A 15979-nucleotide genomic window follows, 5' to 3' on the forward strand; every position below is an offset into this window, starting at 1 on the left:
GCCAAGTGAGAGGGGGCGAGATGGCTGTGGCTGCGATGTCACGGGCGGTCTCGCAGGTGAGCGGGGTGTTCAGCGCGGCGGGACCGTGGGGGCTGGCCGAGGTGAGCGGAGAACTGGACGTGGCGACCGCTCCGGCGTTGCTGGACCAGGTCGGCAGGGTGTGCGCGGTGCGGGGGTCCGGGCGGAACGGTGAACAGCTCTACCAGCGCGCCGACAGCGACGGGCAGATCGTCGAGCGGCTGGTCTAGGTCGACGGCATAGCGGTCCGGCGGCCGGTGCGAGTGCGGGCCAGGTAGCCGGCGCTCTCCAGCTCGGTCACGATGCGCTGCACCGCCCGCCTCGGTGACTCCGACCTGTCCGGCGATATCGCGGACGCGGCTATCAGGGTCGGATAAAGGGAACGGGCGGACATCACGCCCTCCAGACTCGGGGCGCGGTACCACCCAGCATGTCCGACCTGACCCTTTTCGGACGCCCTCTAGGGGCTCGGGACCTTTATGTGAGGTAGCGCCGCGGTCCCGCTGCCGGCCCGGAACTTCCGAAGCCATAGCGGAGGCAGGGTAGCGTCGGGTCTCCTTTGGCGGGTGCGGGGCGGCGTCTCAGTGTCCCGCTGCGGTGCGGTCCATCATGGAGCCGATGGTCATGGTCATCCGTCGGCGGCCGGCCAGCCGTCCCGCGTGCGCCATCAGCCGGTTCCGCCTGCCGGTGATCACGCTGGGGGGCGGATTGCGCCGGTCCAGAGCCCGCAGGGCGATCTCAACGACCTGCTCCGGGTGCATCCGCCCGGTGCCGCCGTCGGCCCCGTCCCCGGCGACGTCGAAGAACTCGGTTTCGGTCGCGCCGGGCGACAGCGCCATTACGCGCAGTCCGCTGCCGCGCGACTCGTACCACAGCGCCTCGGTGAGGCTCAGCACGAACGCCTTGGTCGCGCCGTAGACGGCCATGGTCGGGGTGGCCTGGTAGGCGGCCATGCTGGCGACGTTGACGAGCACGCCGCCGGGGCGGGCCCGCAGCCGTTCGATGAACACGCGGCTGAGCTCGGTCAGGCTGGTGACGTTGACGGCGATCTCGGCGGCCAGCCGCTGCGGGTCGGTCTGGTGGAACGCGGTGTTGGTGGCGAACCCGGCGTTGTTCACCAGGCTGGTCACCGTGAGGCCCTGTGCGGTCAGGCTGGCGTCGAGTTCGGCTGCGGCGCCGGGCACGGCCAGGTCCACGGCGATCGGGGTGGCGGTGACGCCGTACGCCGTCGCGAGTTCCCTGGCAAGGTTTTCCAGCCGGTCCAGGCGCCGGGCTGCGAGCACGACGTCAGAGCCACGGGCGGCGAGCCTCCGGGCGAACTCGGCTCCGATGCCCGAGCTGGCGCCAGTGATGAGGGTGGTCTGGCCGCGGTAATCGACCGGTGTCATGGCTCCTCCGAAAGGTGAGGTGCAGAAGTATTGGCACCGTAGGTCTCGTTGGCACTGAGTGTCAAACAGTCACTTGGGTTAGGATGTGGGGATGCCGGATCCCATCGAGCACGGGCTGTGGGCGCGCACCCGCCAGGCCGTCCGCGCCGAAGTCGCCCGCATCGCGATGGAGTTGTTCCTGGAGCGCGGCTTCGAGGCGACGACCATCGACGACATCGCCGCCGCGGCCGGCATCTCCCGCCGCTCCTTCTTCCGCTACTTCGGCACCAAGGAGGACATCGTGCTGGGCGACCTGGCCGCCCAGGGCGAACAGATCCGTGAACGGCTGCAGGCCCGGCCCGATGACGAGGACGCCTGGACCGCCCTGCTCAACGCGCTGCGCGACACCCCTCGCCTCGGCCAAGACGAGGCGACCATGCTGAAGATCTCCAAGATGCTTTATGGGACCCCGTCACTGCGCGCCCGCAGCATCGAGAAGCACTTGCACTGGCAGACACTGCTCACTTCCGAGATCCGCCGCCGTCTCGGCACCGCGCCCGGCGACGACCACGACCTGCGCGCCAACGCGATCGTCGCCTGCGCGCTCACCTGCCTGGACATCGCCGGCCAGGCATGGACCCAAAGCGAAGGCGCCAGGCCCCTGGAAGAACTGGTCATGGCGGCTATCACGGCAGTACGCCAGAGCACGCCAGGCACCTGAACGCCCCGCACTCTCGACTGTCGAGGATGAGGACCGCGCCTTGCGCCGGCGGCCGGCTGGTCTTCCACGTCTTCGCCGCCCTGGCGGAGTTCATCCGCGAGCTCATCGTCGAGGGCACCCACGAGGGCCTGGCCGCCGCCCGCGCCCGCGGCCGGCGTCTGGGTCGGCCCCCGGCGATGACGCCCGAGCAGATCCGACACGCCCGCGCCCTGCTCGCCCAGCCGGACGCGGCGATCGCCTCGATCGCCCGGCTGCTGGACGTGAGCCGGGCGACCAGCTACGAGTACGTCCCCGAGCTCAAGACCGGCCAGCGCCCCCCAACTCGAGCCTGGCGCCCCGACCGCTCGCGTCGAGCTGCCCACCGGCTGACCGCGACGATCCCTACCTTGCCCCTCGCCGGAGCTTCGGGAGTCCTGGGCCCAGACGCCGGGCGGCCCGGCGGCCGCCAAAGAGGCCTCCAGCCCTGGTAATGCCCGGTGATTGGGTGGTCTGTGTTCTCTGACGGTTGTCACTGTCTGTGGTGGTCGCCGGGTGCGTAGCGGCTCCAGGGGCTCCGGCGTCGGCGGCGGTGCGGCCGATCTGTTGGCCGGTATAGCCGAGCATGCGGGCGATGACCGGGGCTGGGGCCTGGAGAACGAGGTGATCAGCGGAACAGGCGGAAGAATCCGCGCACCTGCTTGACCAGCGACTCCGGCTGCTCCAGCGCGGCGAAGTGGCCGCCGTGCGGCAGCTCCTCGAACCAGCGCAGGTCGGTGAACCGCAGCTCGGTCTCCCGCCTCGACGGGCGGGTTATGTCGCGCGGGTAGACCGACAGCCCGGACGGCGCGGTCACCTTGTCCCGGAAGTTGGCGAAGCTCTCCCAGTACAGGCGCGCCGACGACGTGGCCGACGCGGTGAACCAATAGACCGAGACCTCGTCGAGGATCGTCTGCCGCGACAACGCGTACTCGGGATGGCCGTCATTGTCCGTCCACGCCCAGAACTTCTCGGCGATCCAGGCGGCCTGCCCGGCCGGGGAGTCGGTGAGGCCGTAGCCGAGCGTCTGCGGCCGGGTCGCCTGGATCGCCGAGTATCCCCGGCCGGTGCGCTGCATCTCCTTCTCGGCCTCGAGATTCGCCAGCTCCGCGGGCGTCGGGTCGTTGAACGTGCCCGCCGCCACGGATCCCAGGTTCAGGTGGACGCCGGCGACCCGCTCGGGCGCCACTTCGCCCAGCGCCCCGGACACCGCCGAACCCCAGTCACCGCCCTGCGCGCCGTACCGTTCGTAACTCAGCGAGACCATCAATGTGTCCCAGGCGCGCGCGGTGCGAGTGATGCCCCACCCGGTCGTCGACGGCTTGTCGCTCCAGCCGTACCCGGGCAACGACGGCGCGACCACGTGGAACGCGTCCGCCGGGTCACCGCCGTGCGCTCGGGGGTCGGTCAGCGGGCCGAGGACCTCCAGGAACTCGAGCACCGAACCCGGCCACCCGTGCGTGAGCACGAGCGGGAACGCGTCCGGCTCCGGCGAGCGGACGTGCAGGAAGTGGATGCCCAGCCCGTCGATGGTGTCGCGGTACTGCGGGAAGACGTTCAGCCGCTCGGCGAACCCGAAGTCGTAGTCCTCGGCCCAGCTGCGGCACAGCTCCTGCGCATACGCCAGCGGCAGCCCCTGTGACCAGTCGTCCACCGGCTCGCGCTCGGGCCACCGTGTCCGTCGCAATCGTTCACGCAGGTCCGCGATCTCGGCTTCGGTGATGCCGACCTCGAATGGCTCGGCGGACATGGCAAGGCTCCTTGCTGGTCCAGGCGTTGTCGGATCAGATGCGGGTGGACTGTCAGCGCGGGCTCTCACGCGTGGCACCGGGTTCGGGGCGGCGGTAGGGCGCCGGGTCAGGCTGAGGACGAGTCCGGCCAGGGGGAGTGCCGCGAGCACGGCGAGGGCCACCGGCGCCGGCACGATGCCGGACAGTCCCGCGACAGCGGCCGGACCGATCCCGCCGCCCAGGACGTTCATGAAGTTGAGCAGGGCCCTGTGCGGTGTGGCGGTCGGCCTGCAAGCGGTCCCCCTGCCACCCGGCGTCCATCAGGGCCGGCGAGCCGACGGCACCACAGTCGTCGTCTCCGAATCACTGCACAGCGACCTGCCTCGGGTGTCGGTGTACCGCCATGGGCAACCCATCGCGAACATCGCATCGCACGCCGAGCCACCAGTGCTCACCCCTCGCGTCGAATTGCTGCATGCAGGAAAGAGGGAGCTGCGCACTGCGGTCCTGCTGCCCACATGGCACGAGCCGGGGATGTGCCAGTTGCCGGTGTTGATGGACCCCTACGGAGGGCCGGGCAAGCAGCGCGTCCTGGCCGCGCGCGGACGCTATCTGGTGTCGCAGCGGTTCGCCGATCAGGGCTTTGCCGTCGTGGTGGCCGACGGACGCGGGACGCCCGGGCGCGGACCCGCGTGGGAGCGCACGATCTATGGGGACAAGGGCCACCTTCCCTTGGAGGATCAGATCTCGGCCCTGTACGAGGCCAAGGAGCACCATCCGGACCTGGACCTCGGTCGCGTGAAGGCGTTGGAGACCTACGAACGGCTGCGCCGGGAACGGGTCGAACGCATCGCCGCGTGGCCCGTTCTCGAATCGGCGACCAAGCGGGCAGCAAGTCGATGTGCGTGCCAGGTTGAACGGCTCCAGCCGGCAACGGCCGGCTCACCGTATTTGCCGTGTCCACTGGCTGATGCGGACGGGGCTGCGCGTACAGAGATTCGGGCCCGGGAGCGCCCACGTTCGGCATAGAGGGCCGAGCGTGGGCGCCCCGATGGGCCGTTGCCCGCGGACCGCCCCTGGAGACCTCGAGAAAGAAGTCGGGGGGCGGCTGGACAATGCGATTAAGCGATCAGATGTCGGTGGAGGACGGGAACCAACCCGCTTGGCTCCACTTGTCGGCCTCGCGCAGGATCCCCCATACGCAATCGCCCTTGGCGTCCGCGTAGTCGTCGACGAGATCCCAGTCGCGGGCGGCCAGTTCCCGTTTGACGTCCTCGTAGCGCTGCCGGGCCGCTTTGTTGACTCGCAAGTAGTCACGGAAAAGCAGGGCCTGTTGCTGGCTGACGCAGCCTTCTCGGCGGACGTGGCAGTTGACGGCGAGATCGTCGCGCCGGTTGAACAGCCATTTGCGGTAGTCGATGCACCAGTCGCCGAGCCACCGCAGGCCGGTGGACTCCACCGCGTCGATGAGTGCCTCGGATTCCCCGATATGCTCACGCGAGGGCCGCTCGGCGGGCTCGTCAGGAGCGACCAGGTCAGTCCGCGTCCAGGGGCGGAAGTCGCGTACCGACACCTGAACATCGATGATCGGCTTGGCCGCGATTCCGGGGACCGACGTGGAACCGATGTGATGAACACCGGTCAAGCGGTCGCCCAGCACGGGCTCCAATGCCGCGCGCAGAGCCGACCCGACCTCCAGGAAATCCGCCTCCCATTGCGAGTCGTACGGCGCAAGAGTGATTTTTGCCATTCAACCGACTATACACCAGTCGGCGCCAATTCGCGCGGCCCGAATAACCAGCAGAAAGCGCGCCTCCACCCGGAGCATACATCGGGCCATGGAATTCGCAGCGAGCACGGGTCGCCTCCCGCTATGGCGCCGTGAAGCGCTCGACGAGCTGATCCTGCTCGGCGCGAACGGTACAGGCGAGGTCTGCTCCGGCCCTGGCGCCGACCATCCGGAGATGAGATGGCCGCGGCCAGGGCCGGAGTCGCCGCCGATCAGATCCGCACCGGCCGCCGTCCGGTGCGCGTCGCGCGCCACGAGGAGCACACGCGCGCCTTCGTCCGCCAGATGCCGGGCGGCGCGGGCCCGATCCCCGAGCTTGCACCGGTCACTAGCGCGGTCCGGCCCTCGAAGCGCCCGCTCATAGGATCGCCACCGGACGCACCATGGAGCCGGTGGCCCCCCGGACCCGCAGTGACAGGCAGGAACAGGAACTCGCTCGCCTCCGCGGCGGCGAGCTGCTCGAGGTAGAGCAGTTCCGCGATGTGCATTCCGCCGCGGGACAGGAGCCGCACGTGGACGGGAAGGAACGGCCCCTCGTCCTGGGCGGGGAAGCACTCGACGTTCTCGGTGTCGGCGCCGACGAGCACCGCGCCCGCGTCCGCGAGCGCCTCCGCGGCACCGACGTCGATCCCGGCGCCGAAGGGCGCCCTGCGCCGCTCGTCGTCTGCGCCCACACCGACGTGTAGCCGGTGCGGATCAGGACCGCGTCGCCGGGGCGCAGCTCGACGCCCTGCCGCTCCGCCGCGGCCCGCACATCGCCGGCCGTGACGCGCTCGCCCGCGGGCAGCGCGCCGACGCCGTGGAGGGCGGCGATGTCGAGCAGCACGCCGCGGAACACGAACCGAGGGATCGAGGACGCCTCCGCGCGCACCGGGCCGTGGTCGCCGAGGTGCTCGGGCTCGACGCCGCCGCCGTACCACGCCTCGCCCTCGGTGGTGTGGCAGAGGGCGTCGATGTGCGTGCCGGTGTGGTGGAGGCGGCCATGAGCTCGGTCATCACGCGGATGGGCGCGCCCAGCGCGTCCGGCCGGCCCGCCGGGGCGTCGATCCGCCCGGTGCGGGGCATCGCCAGCGCGGCGAGCACCTTCTCCGAACGCCGGCGGCAGCCGCGTCCCAGCTCCTCAGGCACGTAAGTCCACCCCGGGGATGGCGCGCTGGTGGAGCACGCCGCCGGCGCCGATGGCGGTCGTTCCGCGTCCCCGCCGGCCTTGAGCGGGGCTCCCAGAGCGCGTCCACATTACGTGCAATTAGTCTGCATGGCGGGCAACGCAGGCCGAGGGCGGAGAGCATGTCAAGAGAGCAGGCGCAGAGCTCGGTGAAGGTGCTCACGAAGGCGGTCGCGGTGCTCGACGCCCTCGCCGAAGGAGGCGAGATGACGCCCGCACAGCTCAGCGAGCGTCTCGGCGAACCACGCGGCACCCTGTACCGGGTGCTCGCCGCACTGGAGGAGCACGACCTCGTCCAGGCCGGCGCGCGGCGCGGCGGCTACCAGCTCGGCCTGCACCTGTTCACGCTCGGCAACGCCGTCGCCCGCCGCTTCGGCGATGAGCGCGCCGCGGCGCTGCCGGTGATGGAGCGGCTGAACGGCGGGACCATCCCGCTGCACGGCGGCGCGAACGCCCGCGCCCTCCTCGCCTTCGAGCCCGAGGAGTTCTGGCGGCGGTACGCCGAGCACGCGCCGCTGACGGCGTTCACCCCCGAGACCGAGACGTCCCCAGACGGGCTCTACCGGCAGCTGCGTGAGACGCGGGACGGCGGCTACAGCCTCTCCGACCAGGACGTGATCCCGGGCATCGCGTCGATCGGCGCCCCCGTCTTCGACCACGAGAACCGGATCCGCGCCTCGATCTCCCTCAGCGGCCCCCGCCCCGCCGTCCTGGAGTCCTGCTTCGAGGAGGACGTCCGCCTCGTACGGGAGGCGGCCGCGGCGATCTCCCGGCAACTGGGGCAGGACGCAGCCGCCCGCACCAAGCCCGCGGAGCGACGATGAACAGCGGCCCGGCACCGTTCCCGACCACGTCGATCGGCGCCGCCGCCGAACTGGTGGACTCCCGGGCGCTGTCACCGGTCGAGCCGACCGAGGCCTGCCTGCGCGTCATCGAGACGCGCGAGCCGGACGTGTCGGCGTTCGCCGTGGTCGACGGCGAACGCGCGTGCGACGTCCGGGATGCCGGCCTGCTGTGGCACGCGCTCTCCCCCGCCGCACCGCCGCCCGCGTCCGGCACGCTGCGGGTCGGCGTCGTAGCCGCGAGGTCCTCGGTGCCGTCTCCCCGGACGTCACCGAGGCGACGGCGAAGGCGGTCGCCGTCCTCGGCGCCCGGACCGACATCGAACTGGCCTCGGCCTCCCCTCCCCGTTTCAACGACTGGGCCCCGGCCCGCCTCGTCCCCCTGTTCGCCGACATGCTCGACGTCCACCGTGGCCAGGGCTGGTACCCCCATCCGCCCGCCCCTTACGGAGCGGACATGCGCGCGGCTCTCGACAGGGCGGCGGCCATCACGCCCGCGGACCTCATCGCCACGCTGCGCACGACGGCCCCGCTGGTGGAGCGCTTCATGGACTGCCTGATCGGCAACGACCTCCTGCTCCTGCCCACGACCGAGCGCACCGCGCCGGAGCGCCGAGGGCTCGACCGGCAGGAGCGCCCGTACAACCCCGGCGCGCTGCTGCGCCTGTGCGCCCCGGCCAACTGGTGCCGCCTTGCCGCCGTGAGCGTTCCCTGCGAGGTCTCGCCGGACGGGCTGCCCATCGGCGTTCAGTTCGTCGGGCGCGACGATGCCACCCTCATCGCGTGCGCGGCCCGCTCCGAAGCCGAAGCGCACCCGGCGGCGCCATGAGCGACGCACCCGGTGACGTCCCGAGGGCGGGCACGGCGGCGACCTGGTGGCGGCTCAGGGGCCTCGGGGGCTTGGAGCTGATGCGGGCCCACTTCGTCCGGCACGAGTTCTCCCGGCACGGCCACGAGACGTTCGCGATCGGCACGGTGCAGGCAGGCACAGAGGAGATCTGGTTCCGGGACGGTGTCGAGCGGGTCGGCCCCGGTGGGCTGGTGTTCATCCACCCCGAGGAGGTCCACACCGGGACCGCGCCGGACCGCGCCGACTGGCGCTACCGGGTGCTGTACCCGGCGGGCGAGGTCATGGCCGGGCTCGGCGGGACCCGCGGCACTCCGCGGTTCCGCGAGCGCGTGGCCTACGCCGCCGACATGGCCGACATTTTCGTCCGTGCGCACGCGGCGACGGAGACCGAGGACGCGCTGACGGCCGAGACGTCGATGCGCCTCGCCCTCACCGCCCTGCTGCGCAGGCACGGCACCGGGCAGGCGGAGGAGCCGGTGCGTCCTCTCCGGGGACGGCACACCGCCATGGCACGCGAGATCCTCCAGACTCGGATGGTCGATCCGCCGAGCCTGGAGGAGCTCGCGGCGGAGGTCGGCGTCGGCCCGTTCACGCTGCTGCGGTCGTTCCGCGACGCCTACGGCCTGCCGCCGCACACGCTGCTGATCCAGCTTCGCGTCCGCGCGGCGCGGCGGCTGCTGGAGCGGCGGCTGCCTCCGAGCGAGGTCGCGGCCGCGGTCGGCTTCTTCGACCAGGCACATCTGACCCGCCATTTCCGCCGGGCCGTCGGCGTCCCGCCGGGCGCCTACCAGCGGGCCGCCTGCGGAGTGCAAGATCGTACAAGCCCGGCCGCCCGGTGACTCCCTAGGTTGGCCCCATGCGAGAGGACAGCGAGGCGATCACCTGGGATCTGCCGCTGGAGCCGGATCGCCCGGCCGTCGAGGCGATGGGGCAGGCCGTGCTGGGACGCGTCGCCGCCTACGCCGAGTCGGCCGCGCACGCGCCGGCGAGCCACCGCGCGGAGACGGGCCCCGCCTTGGAGGACCTGCTGCGCCCTCCGCCTGAGGCCCCCGCCGACCTGGACGCGCTGCTCGATGTGTTCGAGAGCGCCGCCCGGCAGGGAGTGGACACCGCGTCCCCCGGCTACCTGGCCTACTTCCCCGCCGGCGGGCTGGTGAGCTCCGCGCTGGCCGAGCTGCTCGCGCAGGTCTACAACCGGTTCACCGGGGTCGCCGAGCTGGCTCCGGCCCTGGTCGCCATGGAGCACGGTGTATTGCGCTGGCTGTGCGAGGAGTTCGCGCTACCGGCCGGCTCGGTCGGCGTCACCACCACGGGCGGCTCCATGGCGACCCTGTCCGCGCTGGTCGCGGCCCGCCACGCCCGGCTCGGCGATGCCATCGCCTCGGGCACGCTCTACGCCACCGAGCACACGCACTTCTGCGTGGAGCGCGCCGCACGCATCGCAGGGCTGCCCGAGAGCCACGTGCGCATCGTTCCCACCAAGGGGCTGCGCATGGACCCGGCCGCGGCTCGGGACATGATCAGGGCGGACCGGGCCCGCGGCCTACGGCCGTTCCTGCTGGTAGGTACCGCTGGGAGCACAAGTACGGGGACGATCGACCCGCTCCCCGAACTGGCGGCGCTGGCCCGCGCGGAGAACCTCTGGTTCCACGTCGACGCGGCGTACGGCGGCGGTTTCCGGCTCACCGAACGCGGCCGTGCGCGGCTGGCCGGGATCGAGCACGCCGACTCCATCGTCCTCGACCCGCACAAGAGCCTGTTCCTGCAGTACGGGACCGGCGTGCTGCTGGTGCGCGACGCCGAGGCACTGGCCCGCGCGCACCGCGGCGGCGGCCACTACGTCCAGGACCTGCGGACCGTCGGGGACCTGCCCGACTACGGCTACCTCGGCGCCGAGCTGACCCGCGACTTCCGCGGCCTGCGGCTGTGGCTCCCGCTGCACCTGCACGGCGTCGCGGCGTTCCGGGACGCGCTGGACGAGAAGCTCGACCTGGCCCGCCACGCCCACGCCGACCTCGCCGCCGACCCGCTGCTCGAGGTGCCGTGGGAACCCGACCTGACCGTCGTGACCTTCCGGATGCGCGGCGGCGAGGAACGCACCCTCCGCCTCCTCGAGCGGATCAACGCGACCGGCCGGATCTTCGTGTCCAGCACGCGCGTCCAGGACCGGCTCCTGCTGAGGATCAACCCCACGAGCCACCGCACCCGCGCGGAACACCTCCGGCGGGCACTGGCTCTCATCCACGACCAGGCTCGGAAGAGCGCTTGACGACCCTCGACGACCAGGTGATCTGAACAGATGACGAACTACGCCCGCATGTACCGCTTCGGCATCACCCCCTGGGAGCGCTACGGCAAGGCCGCAGGGACCGGCATCGCCGCGCTCCTGGACCGGGAGGAGGCGGACCGCTCGCGGCCGCTCGGCCGCGCCCTCGACCTCGGCTGCGGCCGCGGCCAGTTCACGCCCGAGCTGGGGCGCCGCGGCTGGCAGGCCGTCGGGATCGACTACGTCCCGGCCGCGATCGAAGCCGCCCGGCGCAAACCGGCGGAAGGGACCACCTACGTGGTCGGCGACGTGACGGACCTGGCGGCGGCCGACCTCGGGACGTTCGACTTCTTCCTCGACATCGGCTGCTTCCAGGGTTTCCAAGCCGAGCAGCGGCACGCCGTCGGCCGTGGTGTCACCGCACTCGCCAACCCCGCCGCGACGCTGCTGATGCTCGCCTTCGGCCCCACCCGGCTCCGCTCCCGCATCGGCGGAGTGTCCCAGGCAGAGGTGGAAGCCGCGTTCCCGGACTGGGAGATGCTCGACGTCCAGCCCGCCGAGACCGCGGGGCTGGGGTGGCCGATGAACAGAACCTCCCCGCAGTGGTACCGGCTGCGCCGGCGGAACTGACGGAAGGGACGAGCCGGTCGTGCGTCGGCGCGGCCGGCGGCTCACGCGGGCACTGCCCGCTCTGGCGACCGCGTCCGCGTCGGCGGTGTTCGCGTTCTGGTGGTTCAGCCCATGGAAGTCCTTCCGGGGAGCACAAGGCGTGGCGTCCGGCCCCTGAGCGGCGTGCCTGTCAAGGGCAACGACCGGTTCCGCGCCGCGGCGGACCCGGTCCTCGTCGCGGGCATGCTGGTGGAGCGGCACGGGGGCGGCGAACGGTCGAGGTGCGCACCGGCCGGACCTGGTGGACGCTGCGCAGACCGGGACGCGTACGGGCGAGCACGGTCGGCGCGGTCGACGGCGCACGGGCCGCCACCGTCTGGACCGACCGGCGCCTGACCATCATCGATGCCGCCACCGGCCGGCGACGGCACGCGAGCCTGCCCGACCGCGCGCAGGACCGCGCGCGGCACGGGGACGCGGCGGCGGACCAGGCGGTGGTCGGGCTCGCCGACCGGTCCGGGCGCCCGATCGCCGCCGTCATTCAAAGCCGCGGCGTCGACGCACACGATGCCTCCTCAGGCCACCGCCTGGGCGCGGACGCCGAGGTCTGCACCCGCCGCGATGCGCGCCTGCCTCGGCCCCGCCTACCAGCACTCTTCCTGCGGCTGACGTCCAGCACGTCACGCGCGGGCGCATCGACCGCCAGGCACCTGCCCTGACAGTGGGCGCGCCGGGTGCGCGGACCGCGTACCTGATCTACGGAGCCGTCGTGCTGGGCGTCCGGATCCTGGGCACCCGCTTGCTCGGCGCGGTGCCCGCGCGGGGCGCCGCCGCCGCGTCCCTGCTGTTCACGGCCGCAGGGCTGGCCGGTCTGGTGGCCGTACCGACCGGGACGGGCCTCGCCGCCGGAACGGCCCTGCCGGCGTTCGGGCAGGTGCTCGGCACGGTGACGGGCATCGACCGGGACGGGCGCCGCGTCGTGATCCTCCGCGACGACGAATGGCGCTCTGAACGCCCCGGCCAACGCCGGGTAACCGCGGCATCAACCAACGACACTTCCATAACCCGCATGCGGCAGCATCAGATGGATCGACAGCAGATACAGGATCGCAATGAACGGCGGCGCCAAAAACGCGAACACCAGCGACCTCTCCCCAAGCCATGCCACCATTATCAGCATAGGTGTCGGCAGTGCCAGGAAGACCAGCGAGAGCGCGGAAAGAGCGGCACCCGGATGGTCGAGGCAAGGCGAGGCGGCGGACGCGCCACAACCGTTGAGGAGGACCAGGTAAATGACGGCGAGAAATCCGCCTACTCCCCATGCGAACATGCTCGGCAGACAACCCAGTGCCACAGCGATCCGCGGCTCGGACTGTAGACCACCAGAACGCACAACATGGACGGCATCCGCCACGACCGCAGCCAGCATCACTGCGGCGACGACCACCATCACCAGCATCGCCACAGCCCAGGCATCTCCGCCCTCCGCAGGACCGGGATCGCCGAACACCTCAGTCTGAGCGAGCCGATCCGATCGCCCCGCGAAGGCGAGCCACACCATGCCCGGAAGCGCTCCCCCATGCCGCAACAACGATGCAGCAGCCGAACAATCCACCGTTAATCGATTCCTTGCCGACCACCATACCGAAACGGTAGCAGACCCCATTCACCAGCAAGCCTGACCAGTCAACCGAGGAAGGCGGTGCTATGGGATTCAGCCTCCTGGGTAAACGGCGAGCTTTTCGATCGCACGCAGTTCCCTGGCGATCTTCGCGAGGGCGTCGTGAGGCGATTCGCTCTCGCCGGGCTCCAGCGTCTGTGCGCGCCGGTGTTCGAGGTGAGCCAGCAGCGTCTTGCGGTCGCTCAGGCGGCGGGCGGCGAAGGCGACAACGATCGCGGAGGATTGCATCAAACACCAGCCCGGCCGGAGCCGGGCGTCCATCACGTCCTCACGGCCCGCGACGTCCTGCACCAGGACGCGCAGGAACTCGCCGTGCCGCTCGGTGACCCGCACCCGGGTGACACCTGGTTCATAGCGGGGAAGGGCGTGTTCCAGGTCCGCGATGACCTGCCACACGGCGTCGAAGGGCGCGGCGATGCGCCGCTGCCCGACGGCAGCACCGGGCAGGGCGCCCGCGAGAATGGAGAGCCGGTCGATCGGATCGATGTCGGGGACCGCCATGGGGTCGTTCACGATTCCCACTCCTCCCGGAACGCGGCCCTGGCCCGATGCAATCGGGATTTCACGGTTCCCATCGGGATCCCCAAGGCAGTAGCGATCTGCTGTTCGCTGAGCCCTTCCCGGGTGCGCAGGACCAGGACGACCCGCTGGTGGACCGGCAGCCGCGCCAGTACGTCGTCGATGTCGACCAGCCCTTCGAGAGAGGACACGCCGCGGTCAACGAGCACCTCGTCAGCGGCGAACTCCGCGTCATGCCGGCGGGCGAGCCGGACCGCGGTCCGGACGCTGACCGACCGGACCCACGGAATGATCGCCTCGGGGGCGTGCAGCGAAGGCAGGTCCCGGAAGACGGCCAGCAGGGCCTCCTGCATCGCGTCGTCGGCCGCCGCCGGGACGATCCGCGCGCACAACCGGCGGACGTAGGGGGCCAACTCGTCCAGAAGCCGGTCCAAGGCGAGCGCGTCCCCTTGCTGAGCGGCCGCGACGATCTCCGGGTCCACGCCAGGAAGGTTTACCGGAACCTTCCAAAGGTTCCCCGCCACTTTCAAACCGGAGAACGCCGCACAGAAAGGGACGCTCTCGTGGATCCGGACCTGACGATCGTCGGCGCGGGCCTGACCGGGCTCACCGCCGCCATCGAGGCGGCCGAACGCGGCTGGGGGGTGGTCGTCACCGAAGCACATTCCCGGCCCGGCGGGCGAGCACGCTCGCTGGCGGGCCCCTACCGAGCCAATGCCGGACCTCACGCGATCTACGTGGACGGGCCGTGGTGGACATGGTTGGAGAGCCGCGGACTCACCCCGCCCATCGTGGAGGCGCCGCCCCACTCCGGCATCGTCCGGGCCGGCGGCCGGCTCGGACCCTGGCCGGCCGAACTCGGCAAGGCCATCGCCGCGCTGCCCGCCAGAGCGCCGACAGAGGAAACGTTCCGGGCCTGGCTGCTCCGGCACACCGACGCCAAGACAGCCGAGGCGATCATCGGAGTGGCGTTCATCTTCACCTTCGACCACGACCCCGGACGGCTGTCGGCCGCGTTCACCCGCCAGGGGCTTCACCGGGCCCTGGCCGGCGGCGCCCGGTATGTGACCGGCGGATGGTCCACCCTGGTCGATCTTCTGGCCGAGCGCGCCGCGGTGCAGTGGCAGCAGAGCGCCCTGCGCGCGCACTGCACTGGAGCCATAGATCCGCCTGGCACGACATGGCACGACCGCCCGGCCGTCAACCGCAACGGCACCCTCAGCGTCGCGACCGACCAGTCCGCCGCGCCCGGACTACTCGCCGAGGTCGGAATCGCCGCCGCACAACTCGCCGTCCAACGCCTCGCCGAAACCGGCAAGGCCGGCAAGGCCACAAGCGAGCCTGCCGCTCGCCAACGTCCAGCCCTGCCCCGCTGAACCTCCCCACCGAAAGGCGCATCCGTCCACGGTGCTCTGCTCCCGCGCGGAGCACCGTGCGTCCGACATGCCGCAGAGGATTGCCACCATGGTCCCCGCAAGGAGCACGATCATGGGCGGCGCGAGGTTCGGACGGCGGCGCTGTCCAAGCGGGTCGTGTCGGCGTCCGGGCCCGTCCACGGTACTTTGCTCTTCTTCTACGGCATTATGCGGATCTTTCTGATGAGAGATCCGGTTGTGTTGAGCGGGATGGAGTTGGGCGGCCGGTACCGCCTGGAGACGATCATCGGCCGTGGCGGCATGGGCAAGGTCTAGCGGGGCACCGACCGGCGCTTGGGTCGTCCGGTGGCCGTGAAGATCCTCTCGCTGGACGCGGCGACAGGTGACACCGCGGTTGCACGGCCGCGGCGCGAGGCCGAGACCGCGGGAACGTTGCAGCATCCGGCCATCACGGTCGTGTTCGACGTCGGCGAGGAGCCGCTCCCGGAGGTACCTGGCGGTCGCCTGGTCTACCTGGTGATGGAACTACTGGAAGGCCGGGACCTGCGCACCGTCCTCGGCGTCGCGCCCGGCGGCCTGCCGGTCCCGCAGGTGGTATCGCTGGCCGCGCAGGTCGCCGAAGGTCTCGCCGCCGCGCACAAGCGCGGGGTGGTGCACCGCGACGTCAAGCCGGCCAACCTGTTCGTCCTGCCCGACGGCCGAGTGAAGATCTGCGACTTCGGCATCGCGTGGCTGGCCGACACCACCCGGCTGACCAGCGACGGCAGTGCGGTCGGAACGCCCCGCTACATGGCGCCCGAACAGTTCGGCGGCCAGGTCGGCCCGTACAGCGACCTGTACTCGCTGGGCTGCGTCCTGTATGAACTGCTGACCGGTACGCCGCCGTTCAACGCCCAGGGCGGCATGGGGCAGCTGATGTACCTGCATCTGAACACGACACCCGCATCTTTGCCGGACGCGTTTCCCGTTGGACTGCGCGCGTTGGTCGCCGAACTGCTCGCCAAGGACGTGGCCGCCCGTCCAGCCGATGC

The 15979-nt window shown here is 71.3% G+C and carries 19 protein-coding genes and 2 pseudogenes; 13 read left to right on the forward strand and 8 right to left on the reverse strand.

All coding sequences use genetic code 11. The features are described from left to right. Positions 1-20: 20 nt before the first annotated feature. On the forward strand, positions 21-248 hold the full coding sequence (locus tag ABD811_RS00160; protein ID WP_344938981.1) for a hypothetical protein: 228 nt from the start codon (positions 21-23) through the stop codon (positions 246-248). A 351-nt stretch (positions 249-599) separates the two neighbouring features. Here ABD811_RS00160 and ABD811_RS00165 read toward each other — a convergent pair whose 3' ends face one another. Continuing rightward, a complete protein-coding gene (locus ABD811_RS00165; protein WP_344938984.1) occupies positions 600-1406 on the reverse strand; it encodes an SDR family NAD(P)-dependent oxidoreductase in 807 nt (268 codons plus the stop codon). A gap of 91 nt (positions 1407-1497) precedes the next feature. On the opposite strand from ABD811_RS00165, the gene ABD811_RS00170 reads away from it, so the two are divergent. Beyond that, positions 1498-2106 carry a TetR family transcriptional regulator gene (locus ABD811_RS00170; protein ID WP_344938986.1) on the forward strand — a complete coding sequence of 203 codons (609 nt, stop codon included), beginning with the start codon at positions 1498-1500 and terminating at the stop codon, positions 2104-2106. A 26-nt stretch (positions 2107-2132) separates the two neighbouring features. Then, positions 2133-2576: a recombinase family protein gene (locus ABD811_RS00175; RefSeq protein WP_344938989.1), complete on the forward strand. Its 444-nt coding sequence runs from the start codon at positions 2133-2135 to the stop codon at positions 2574-2576. A 173-nt stretch (positions 2577-2749) separates the two neighbouring features. Here the strand turns inward: ABD811_RS00175 and ABD811_RS00180 are convergent, their stop codons facing one another. Next, positions 2750-3871, reverse strand: coding sequence for an epoxide hydrolase family protein (locus ABD811_RS00180; RefSeq protein WP_344938992.1), 1122 nt, complete (start codon positions 3869-3871; stop codon positions 2750-2752). A 229-nt stretch (positions 3872-4100) separates the two neighbouring features. On the opposite strand from ABD811_RS00180, the gene ABD811_RS00185 reads away from it, so the two are divergent. Then, positions 4101-4880, forward strand: a complete 780-nt coding sequence (locus ABD811_RS00185; RefSeq protein WP_344938994.1) for a prolyl oligopeptidase family serine peptidase — start codon at positions 4101-4103, stop codon at positions 4878-4880. 100 nt (positions 4881-4980) lie between these two features. On the opposite strand, the gene ABD811_RS00190 is transcribed toward ABD811_RS00185, so the two are convergent. The 3 genes and pseudogenes from ABD811_RS00190 to ABD811_RS43770 all read right to left on the reverse strand — a co-directional run. Further along, entirely contained in the window at positions 4981-5601 is a 621-nt protein-coding gene (locus ABD811_RS00190) for a GrpB family protein (protein ID WP_344938997.1), read from the reverse strand. Positions 5602-5852: 251 nt separating this feature from the next. After that, on the reverse strand, positions 5853-6314 hold the full coding sequence (locus ABD811_RS00195) for a hypothetical protein (RefSeq protein ID WP_344939000.1): 462 nt from the start codon (positions 6312-6314) through the stop codon (positions 5853-5855). Positions 6315-6364: 50 nt separating this feature from the next. After that, positions 6365-6595: pseudogene (locus ABD811_RS43770) on the reverse strand (cyclase family protein); the annotation flags it as partial. A gap of 27 nt (positions 6596-6622) precedes the next feature. Between ABD811_RS43770 and ABD811_RS00200 the strand changes: the two are divergent. The 7 genes from ABD811_RS00200 (at position 6623) to ABD811_RS00230 (ending at position 12091) form a co-directional block, all read left to right on the forward strand. Further along, positions 6623-6772: a hypothetical protein gene (locus ABD811_RS00200; protein WP_344939003.1), complete on the forward strand. Its 150-nt coding sequence runs from the start codon at positions 6623-6625 to the stop codon at positions 6770-6772. 155 nt (positions 6773-6927) lie between these two features. Further along, the gene (locus ABD811_RS00205) at positions 6928-7629 is read left to right on the forward strand and encodes an IclR family transcriptional regulator (RefSeq protein ID WP_344939006.1); all 702 of its coding nucleotides are present in this window, start codon (positions 6928-6930) and stop codon (positions 7627-7629) included. 190 nt (positions 7630-7819) lie between these two features. Continuing rightward, on the forward strand, positions 7820-8476 hold the full coding sequence (locus tag ABD811_RS00210; RefSeq protein WP_344939009.1) for an amidase family protein: 657 nt from the start codon (positions 7820-7822) through the stop codon (positions 8474-8476). Next, the gene (locus tag ABD811_RS00215) at positions 8473-9336 is read left to right on the forward strand and encodes an AraC family transcriptional regulator (RefSeq protein WP_344939013.1); all 864 of its coding nucleotides are present in this window, start codon (positions 8473-8475) and stop codon (positions 9334-9336) included. Before ABD811_RS00210 ends, ABD811_RS00215 begins: the two co-directional genes overlap by 4 nt. Positions 9337-9353: 17 nt before the next feature. Further along, positions 9354-10766: a pyridoxal phosphate-dependent decarboxylase family protein gene (locus ABD811_RS00220; RefSeq protein ID WP_344939016.1), complete on the forward strand. Its 1413-nt coding sequence runs from the start codon at positions 9354-9356 to the stop codon at positions 10764-10766. 30 nt (positions 10767-10796) lie between these two features. Continuing rightward, complete coding sequence (locus ABD811_RS00225; protein ID WP_344939019.1) at positions 10797-11393, forward strand: methyltransferase domain-containing protein; 597 nt, start codon at positions 10797-10799, stop codon at positions 11391-11393. A gap of 260 nt (positions 11394-11653) precedes the next feature. Next, the gene (locus ABD811_RS00230; protein WP_344939022.1) at positions 11654-12091 is read left to right on the forward strand and encodes a hypothetical protein; all 438 of its coding nucleotides are present in this window, start codon (positions 11654-11656) and stop codon (positions 12089-12091) included. A gap of 323 nt (positions 12092-12414) precedes the next feature. Here ABD811_RS00230 and ABD811_RS00235 read toward each other — a convergent pair whose 3' ends face one another. The 3 genes from ABD811_RS00235 to ABD811_RS00245 form a co-directional block, all read right to left on the reverse strand. After that, a complete protein-coding gene (locus tag ABD811_RS00235; RefSeq protein WP_344939025.1) occupies positions 12415-12837 on the reverse strand; it encodes a hypothetical protein in 423 nt (140 codons plus the stop codon). Between the two features lie 249 nt (positions 12838-13086). After that, positions 13087-13566: an SRPBCC family protein gene (locus ABD811_RS00240; protein ID WP_344939028.1), complete on the reverse strand. Its 480-nt coding sequence runs from the start codon at positions 13564-13566 to the stop codon at positions 13087-13089. After that, positions 13563-14054 carry an RNA polymerase sigma factor gene (locus tag ABD811_RS00245; RefSeq protein WP_344939031.1) on the reverse strand — a complete coding sequence of 164 codons (492 nt, stop codon included), beginning with the start codon at positions 14052-14054 and terminating at the stop codon, positions 13563-13565. The genes ABD811_RS00240 and ABD811_RS00245 overlap by 4 nt, the downstream gene beginning before the upstream one ends. A gap of 81 nt (positions 14055-14135) precedes the next feature. Between ABD811_RS00245 and ABD811_RS00250 the strand changes: the two genes are divergently transcribed. Continuing rightward, positions 14136-14948 (forward strand): NAD(P)-binding protein, encoded by an 813-nt coding sequence (locus tag ABD811_RS00250; RefSeq protein ID WP_344939034.1) that lies wholly within the window; start codon positions 14136-14138, stop codon positions 14946-14948. A 333-nt stretch (positions 14949-15281) separates the two neighbouring features. Next, positions 15282-15962 (forward strand): annotated as a pseudogene (locus ABD811_RS00255) (serine/threonine-protein kinase); the annotation flags it as partial. Positions 15963-15979: the final 17 nt, after the last annotated feature.

It is taken from the genome of Actinomadura miaoliensis (assembly GCF_039536785.1).
GTDB lineage: Bacteria > Actinomycetota > Actinomycetes > Streptosporangiales > Streptosporangiaceae > Spirillospora > Spirillospora miaoliensis.

Coding starts and splice junctions, on each gene's coding strand:
- ABD811_RS00200 (WP_344939003.1), top strand. CDS start 6,623: ATGAGCTCGGTCATCACGCGGATGGGCGCGCCCAGCGCGTCCGGCCGG.
- ABD811_RS00180 (WP_344938992.1), bottom strand. CDS start 3,871: ATGTCCGCCGAGCCATTCGAGGTCGGCATCACCGAAGCCGAGATCGCG.
- ABD811_RS00215 (WP_344939013.1), top strand. CDS start 8,473: ATGAGCGACGCACCCGGTGACGTCCCGAGGGCGGGCACGGCGGCGACC.
- ABD811_RS00185 (WP_344938994.1), top strand. CDS start 4,101: ATGAAGTTGAGCAGGGCCCTGTGCGGTGTGGCGGTCGGCCTGCAAGCG.
- ABD811_RS00190 (WP_344938997.1), bottom strand. CDS start 5,601: ATGGCAAAAATCACTCTTGCGCCGTACGACTCGCAATGGGAGGCGGAT.
- ABD811_RS00165 (WP_344938984.1), bottom strand. CDS start 1,406: ATGACACCGGTCGATTACCGCGGCCAGACCACCCTCATCACTGGCGCC.
- ABD811_RS00220 (WP_344939016.1), top strand. CDS start 9,354: ATGCGAGAGGACAGCGAGGCGATCACCTGGGATCTGCCGCTGGAGCCG.
- ABD811_RS00205 (WP_344939006.1), top strand. CDS start 6,928: ATGTCAAGAGAGCAGGCGCAGAGCTCGGTGAAGGTGCTCACGAAGGCG.
- ABD811_RS00160 (WP_344938981.1), top strand. CDS start 21: ATGGCTGTGGCTGCGATGTCACGGGCGGTCTCGCAGGTGAGCGGGGTG.
- ABD811_RS00175 (WP_344938989.1), top strand. CDS start 2,133: ATGAGGACCGCGCCTTGCGCCGGCGGCCGGCTGGTCTTCCACGTCTTC.
- ABD811_RS00225 (WP_344939019.1), top strand. CDS start 10,797: ATGACGAACTACGCCCGCATGTACCGCTTCGGCATCACCCCCTGGGAG.
- ABD811_RS00170 (WP_344938986.1), top strand. CDS start 1,498: ATGCCGGATCCCATCGAGCACGGGCTGTGGGCGCGCACCCGCCAGGCC.